The organism is Acinetobacter sp. UBA5934 (genome assembly GCF_002430855.1).
Lineage (GTDB): Bacteria > Pseudomonadota > Gammaproteobacteria > Pseudomonadales > Moraxellaceae > Acinetobacter.
This window is the reverse complement of the sequence record NZ_DJDC01000137.1, coordinates 1-5,889: the sequence shown is the minus strand read 5'-3', so window position 1 is coordinate 5,889 and position 5,889 is coordinate 1. Positions and strand designations below refer to the sequence as shown.

At 39.4% G+C, this 5,889-nt stretch carries 7 protein-coding genes; 4 read left to right on the top strand and 3 right to left on the bottom strand.

Annotation, left to right across the window (positions count from 1 at the left end; translation table 11 throughout):
* The 4 genes from B2Y23_RS09525 to B2Y23_RS09510 all read left to right on the top strand — a co-directional run.
* Window positions 1-927, top strand: a 927-nt coding sequence (locus B2Y23_RS09525) for an Hsp70 family protein (protein WP_291370472.1), incomplete at its 5' end; no start/stop codon positions are given.
* A gap of 208 nt (window positions 928-1,135) precedes the next feature.
* Window positions 1,136-1,492 (top strand): hypothetical protein, encoded by a 357-nt coding sequence (locus tag B2Y23_RS09520; RefSeq protein WP_291370470.1) that lies wholly within the window; start codon window positions 1,136-1,138, stop codon window positions 1,490-1,492.
* Window positions 1,493-1,632: 140 nt separating this feature from the next.
* Entirely contained in the window at window positions 1,633-2,544 is a 912-nt protein-coding gene (locus B2Y23_RS09515) for a matrixin family metalloprotease (RefSeq protein WP_291357391.1), read from the top strand.
* 120 nt (window positions 2,545-2,664) lie between these two features.
* A complete protein-coding gene (locus tag B2Y23_RS09510; protein WP_291357454.1) occupies window positions 2,665-3,042 on the top strand; it encodes a hypothetical protein in 378 nt (125 codons plus the stop codon).
* 85 nt (window positions 3,043-3,127) lie between these two features.
* Here the strand turns inward: B2Y23_RS09510 and erpA are convergent, their stop codons facing one another.
* The 3 genes from erpA to B2Y23_RS09495 all read right to left on the bottom strand — a co-directional run bounded on the left by erpA (window position 3,128) and on the right by B2Y23_RS09495 (window position 5,836).
* Window positions 3,128-3,463 (bottom strand): iron-sulfur cluster insertion protein ErpA, encoded by a 336-nt coding sequence (gene erpA / locus B2Y23_RS09505; RefSeq protein WP_291357393.1) that lies wholly within the window; start codon window positions 3,461-3,463, stop codon window positions 3,128-3,130.
* A 117-nt stretch (window positions 3,464-3,580) separates the two neighbouring features.
* Window positions 3,581-4,591 carry a putative solute-binding protein gene (locus B2Y23_RS09500; RefSeq protein WP_291357456.1) on the bottom strand — a complete coding sequence of 337 codons (1,011 nt, stop codon included), beginning with the start codon at window positions 4,589-4,591 and terminating at the stop codon, window positions 3,581-3,583.
* 234 nt (window positions 4,592-4,825) lie between these two features.
* Complete coding sequence (locus B2Y23_RS09495; RefSeq protein ID WP_291357395.1) at window positions 4,826-5,836, bottom strand: putative solute-binding protein; 1,011 nt, start codon at window positions 5,834-5,836, stop codon at window positions 4,826-4,828.
* Window positions 5,837-5,889: the final 53 nt, after the last annotated feature.

Below are 5,889 nucleotides of genomic sequence, written 5' to 3'. Positions count from 1 at the left end.
GGTGGTCAGTCTCGTATGCCACTTGTACAACAAAAAGTACAAGAGTTCTTTGGTCGTGAGCCACGTAAAGACGTGAACCCGGATGAAGCGGTAGCGATTGGTGCTGCGATTCAAGGTGCGGTATTGTCTGGTGATAAAACTGACGTATTGCTTCTTGACGTAACTCCATTGACACTTGGTATTGAGACGATGGGCGGCGTGTTAACTGCAATCATCGAGAAAAACACCACGATTCCTGCGAAGAAATCTCAAGTGTTCTCAACTGCTGCAGACAACCAGCCTGCTGTAGACATTTCGGTTTACCAAGGTGAACGTAAAATGGCTCAACAAAACAAATTGTTGGGTAACTTCCAATTAGGCGACATCCCACCTGCTCCACGTGGTGTGCCACAAATTGAAGTATCGTTCGACATCAACGCTGACGGTATCTTGAAAGTATCTGCAAAAGACAAGAGCACTGGTAAAGAACAATCGATTCAAATTAAAGCAAACTCTGGTTTGAGCGATGCTGAAATTGAAGCGATGATCAAAGATGCTGAAGCGAATGCAGAAGAAGACCGTAAGTTTGAAGAACTTGCAAAAGCCCGTAACGAAGCAGATGCTCTTGTTTCTAGCGCGCAAAAAGCAGTGAAAGATCTTGGCGAACAAGTGACTGCAGATGAAAAAACTGCGGTTGAAACTGCGGTTTCAGAGCTTGAAGCGGCAACCAAAGAAAATAACGTTGACGATATCAAAGCAAAAACTGAAGCACTGCAAAACATCATCATGCCAATCACTCAACGCGCTTATGAAGCTGCGCAAGGTGCTCAAGGCGGTGCGCAAGGTTTTGATCCAAATGCATTCCAAGGCGATGCGGGTCAACAACAAAAAGCGGATGACGGCGTTGTAGATGCTGAGTTCACTGAAGTTAAAGATGATAAAAAATAATTTGTCACTTTGAAAAAAGACCGCATTTTATGCGGTCTTTTTTTATTCATCTTATAGGCAACAGGATAGATTTTGACTAAAATATAATTGTATAAATCACTGAAAAATAAAAACATGCAGAATTTTATTAAACTTTTACTGATTGCTTCTGGATTTGCAATCATGATGCTCTACCCAATGGGCAATCTCTTTATCGTACTACCGACCAATGTTTTTCTTTCCCCCATTTAATTATTTGCAAAGCCTCGGTATAGAAGCCGCCTTTGCACTTGGCTTTTTAATTTCAACCATTGTATTGCTCCTGTTATCTGTGCCGCAGCGTTATCCTTATGGAAAAGGCTTTATCTTGTTAGGTGTTGGATTATTCAGCTATATTATTTTTCAGCTGTATAAATATGAAGTAAGTCTATATGCTTTCAATCATCAAAATGAAATTCCTTACAATATTAAATACTTAATTGAATTTATTATTTTTTTATTCAATTTTTCAGGTTTAATTTTCATCTATTATTCTAATTTGCCAAAAAAAATTCCCGAATTTAAAAAACAAAAAACTAAAGCTTAAGACATTAAGTTCGCTGAAGTGAAAGCTAACAAAAGATAATGTGTGGGATTAAGAAAGAGACCGTGCGAAAGCCCGGTTTTTTTATTTTTATTTATGCTTAATTGTTATACAGTATAAAAAAATAATGATTTTAAGCTTTTATGCGCTTAATGCTACTCAGCCTTTTGGTCATATTTCTGTTAGGCATGACCTATCAAAACCGAAATCATCCCCAGGTTCGCTATAACACCCTGTTGGATCGTATTCAGCACCCTTTCGATACCCGGTTACGTTACCACATTGCTGAAGTGGATCCGCGTTTTGGTCTGAGTGAAGATGAACTAAAACGGATGAGCCAGCAAGCCACTGACATTTGGAAAGCGGGTACGGGCAAAGACTATTTTGTGTATGATCCCAATGCTCGGCTGAGCATTCATTTAATTTATGATCAACGCCAGCACGACTCTGTACAGCGACGTCAGCAATTCGGACAAATTCAACAAAGCCAGCAATTGTGGGCCAGTAAAAATCAGCAGCTAAAGCAGTTTAAAGATGAATTAGACCGTGCTAACGCCATGCTGGAAGCGAGAAAAACCCAATTAGATCTACAGTTACAGCAATATAATCAACAGATAGCCATTACTAATCAAAATGGTGGAGTCCCGCCTTCACAACGTGAGCATCTCCTTCAGCAACAAAATCAATTACAACAGCAAATTTCCGGACTACAGCAAGAAATCAGTATTTATAACCAAAAAATTCAGCACCTCAATCTTCAGGTGGATGAACTGAATCAGTTGAATCAACAGATTGACAGCTCAGTAAAACACTTTAACCAGCGTTTTCAGCCAAAATTATTTGATAAAGGTTCATTTAATGGCAAGCAAATTACTATTTATGAATTTGAGTCTAAGGAAGATTTGCGTTTAACACTGGCACATGAATTTGGCCATGCACTCGGACTTAAACATAATCAAGATCCTCAAGCACTGATGTATCCGCTGATGAAAGATCAGAACCTACAAAACTTCAGATTATCCACGGCAGATATTGCTTTATTGCAAGAACGTTGAAGCATGACCAGGATACAATGCAAAAATCCCTTACTTTTTATAAGCCTATATAGGGCAATACAACGGCAATAAAGCGAATTTCGTGTTATTGTAATAGCCGAAAATGACAACAGAAAATTTCTGGAGATGCGTGTGAGTTACTACCATATTCTTATTGAAGTAAATGATCACATCAGTACGATTGAACAAACTCGTGATATCGAAATTTTTGATATTATTGAGATTCAGCCTTATCTCCACTCTATTCTGTTGCCTTATTTCAATGAGCAACTCATTGAACTTGAAGATGAAAATTTAGAATTTAAAGATATTCTCCATTTACAAGTCAAACAGACCCTGTTGCCTATCCAAGATTTGATTGAAGAAGAACAGCGCTTACTGCCAAGTGATACCGATATCACCATTAGTGCTTATGAAATTTTTAACAATCGTGATTTAAGCCAAGACGTCACAACTGTTATTTTTGATATTTTGGAAGCTGCAAAACTCGAAGCTTAATGATTTAAGTAGCTTAAGACTGTAATTGAGTATATTGATTTACAATAAAAAAGCCCTCCTTTTTGGAGGGCTTTTTCATATCTGATTAAATAGAGAAAGATGAACCACAACCACAGGTTGTTGTTGCATTCGGGTTGCTCACAATAAAACGTGAACCTTCCAAACCTTCTACATAATCAACTTCTGAGCCGACAAGATATTGATAGCTGAGTGAGTCAACCAGCATTTTCACGTCGCCATTGACAAATTCAGCATCATCTTCATTCATGCTTTCAGCGAAGTTAAAGCCATAAGAGAAACCAGAACAACCACCACCTGTAACATAAACACGTAACATTAATTCTTGGTTGCCTTCGCTATCACGCAATTGGCGTACTTTATTCGCAGCATTGTCGGTCAGCACCAAAGCTTGGGCATTCATGTGGGATTCCTCTGTTCAATTCAGGTGTCTTGAAATATAAAAGACCATATATCAAGTATAGCATACTCAATATATGGTCAATATTTGCAGATTTAAAGTTAAATCAGACTATTTTTCTCAAGATTGTTTGTAGTTCTCATCCTGCAGGCTACATTCAAAATTCTTTGGATCTTGCTTACAACGGAATTGCCAGAGCAACTTCATCATACGCTTATCATAAACGCCGCGTTTGGTTAAATCGACCCGCGATTCGCGCATGAGTTTTTGATAGCCTGCTTTATCTGCTTCAGGAATTTGCATCCAGTATTTTTGTGGAATATCGGCTTTCATTTTACCTAAAATACCAAAGGCACGCGGTAACTGGCTTTTCACCCATTCACGTGATTTTTGCCCATATCCTGCCGGGAATTTATCTGGGCGAATAATCACATTACCGGTCACCTGTAAAATAGGATAATTCACAATTGCGCCTTTATTTCCTAAACCCTTATAGAGTTCTAAAGGTTTAAATACGGCCGCAGGTGCGCCAATAATATCCACCTGACCATTGTTAAATTTAGCGCCAAAATTGGTAACATCTGCACTGACCGCCTGTGCCCCAACTTGCTGAACCATAATTTTTTGCGCTTCATCGTAATCAAGCACGGCGATTTTTTTACCTGCAGCTTTCGCCACGGTATTGATACTACGGTCATTGACCATTAAAAACGCATCACCGACTGGAATTACGCCCACCACTTCATATTTACTATTGACCATATGTTTGGCAAAGGCGGGGCTGGCTAAGCCCTGCATGACTTTTACCGCCAGTTTTAAATCAGGAATCGCACCAATGGCATCAAGTGAACCGGTAAAATGATTAAACTGACGACCGCGCATACCGGTCACACTAATCCCGTCACACTTCCCGGCTTTAAAATCTTCAGCGATAACCCCTTCATTTTGCCCTACGCGTAATTCAATATCTGCGCCCCAATTTTTGGCTGCCAATTGATAATCTTTCATCAGGGCAAAAACATCTCCACTTTTACCCACCAAATCAAATACGCAAATTACCTGTTTGGCTTGAGTAACACTGGTAACTGCACACAAACCTAGACCAAGCAGCAGTGTTTTAGACCATGGCATCATGATTTTTTCTTCCTTGTATGATTATTTTATTCAGTTTTGGATTGAATCATTTTTGTTTTTTTATTTATCACCCATCCACCAGTCTTTAAGACATGTTTTATGGACTGATAAAATTGAACTTTTCTTTTTTAAGATTACGCCTTTTTTGACGCGCCACAATGGCAAAAATGACAAAACCCAAGCGACAAAAAAGCCTAGATAAAATCTAGGCTTTATTTTTTAAAATCAATATCATTCACCGCCAAGTGAACATTCAAAATTCGCTTTATCGACAGAACAACGTGCCTTTTTCAACACACTCATCATGCCTGCATCATAGATACCACGCTTGGTCATATCCATACGGCCTTCACGCAATAATTTTTGATATTTGGTTTTATCTTCTGCAGTCAGGTTCAATTTGAACTTGGCTGGAATATTGGCTTCCAGACGGTTAATCATGGCAAAGCTTTTTGGTAAGTTTTTCACAAACCAATCACGCGATTTTTGACCAAAACCTGCAGGAAATTGATCTGGACGGATCACAAAATCTGCGGTTACCTGAAGCACAGGGAAATTAAACATCGCGCCGTTGGAACCTAAACCTTTATAGATTTCTAAAGGTTTATAAGCATAGGCAGGTGCTCCGACCATATCGACCTGACCATTATTGAATTTTGCGACAAAGTTAGACACATCAGAAATCACTGCCTGCGCACCTACACGTTGCACCATAATTTTTTGTGCATCGTCATAACCCAATACCGCAAATTTTTTGCCTGCCGCTTTTTCAATGGAATTAATTTGTTTATCACGTACAAAAATAAAAGCAGAACCCAAAGGAGCAATACCGGCTACTTCATATTTTTTACCGCCTAAATTACTGACCATTTTCGGCGCATTACGCTTGTCCAAAGCAAAAGTAATGGCACGCTGGGCAATCGCATTACTTGGTGCACCACCGAGCGCATCAATAGAGCCTACAAATTTATTATATTGACGTGCACGCATTGCGGTCATGAATACGCCATCACACTTGCCGGCTTTAAAGTCATTATCAGCGACTGCTTCGTCTTGACGTGGAATAAGATTAATTTCCGCGCCCCATCCTTTGGCAGCCAATGCCCATTCCTGAGCCATTTGAAAAGATTCACCCGATTTACCCAGTAAATCGAATACACATACATCAACTTTAGCGGCTTGTGCTGTGCTCGCTACGCCTACAGCAGCAAATGTGGCTAATGCAAAAATCGTTTTTTTCATTATTTCGGTCCTTTTGGAATCTTGTTGTTTGACGAGTATCCTTTCACGCCACA

Bases quoted from the DNA above. Each gene is read 5' to 3' on its own strand.
- B2Y23_RS09520 (WP_291370470.1), top strand. From the start codon at position 1,136: ATGTTTTTCTTTCCCCCATTTAATTATTTGCAAAGCCTCGGTATAGAA.
- B2Y23_RS09515 (WP_291357391.1), top strand. From the start codon at position 1,633: ATGCGCTTAATGCTACTCAGCCTTTTGGTCATATTTCTGTTAGGCATG.
- erpA (WP_291357393.1), bottom strand. From the start codon at position 3,463: ATGAATGCCCAAGCTTTGGTGCTGACCGACAATGCTGCGAATAAAGTA.
- B2Y23_RS09500 (WP_291357456.1), bottom strand. From the start codon at position 4,591: ATGCCATGGTCTAAAACACTGCTGCTTGGTCTAGGTTTGTGTGCAGTT.
- B2Y23_RS09495 (WP_291357395.1), bottom strand. From the start codon at position 5,836: ATGAAAAAAACGATTTTTGCATTAGCCACATTTGCTGCTGTAGGCGTA.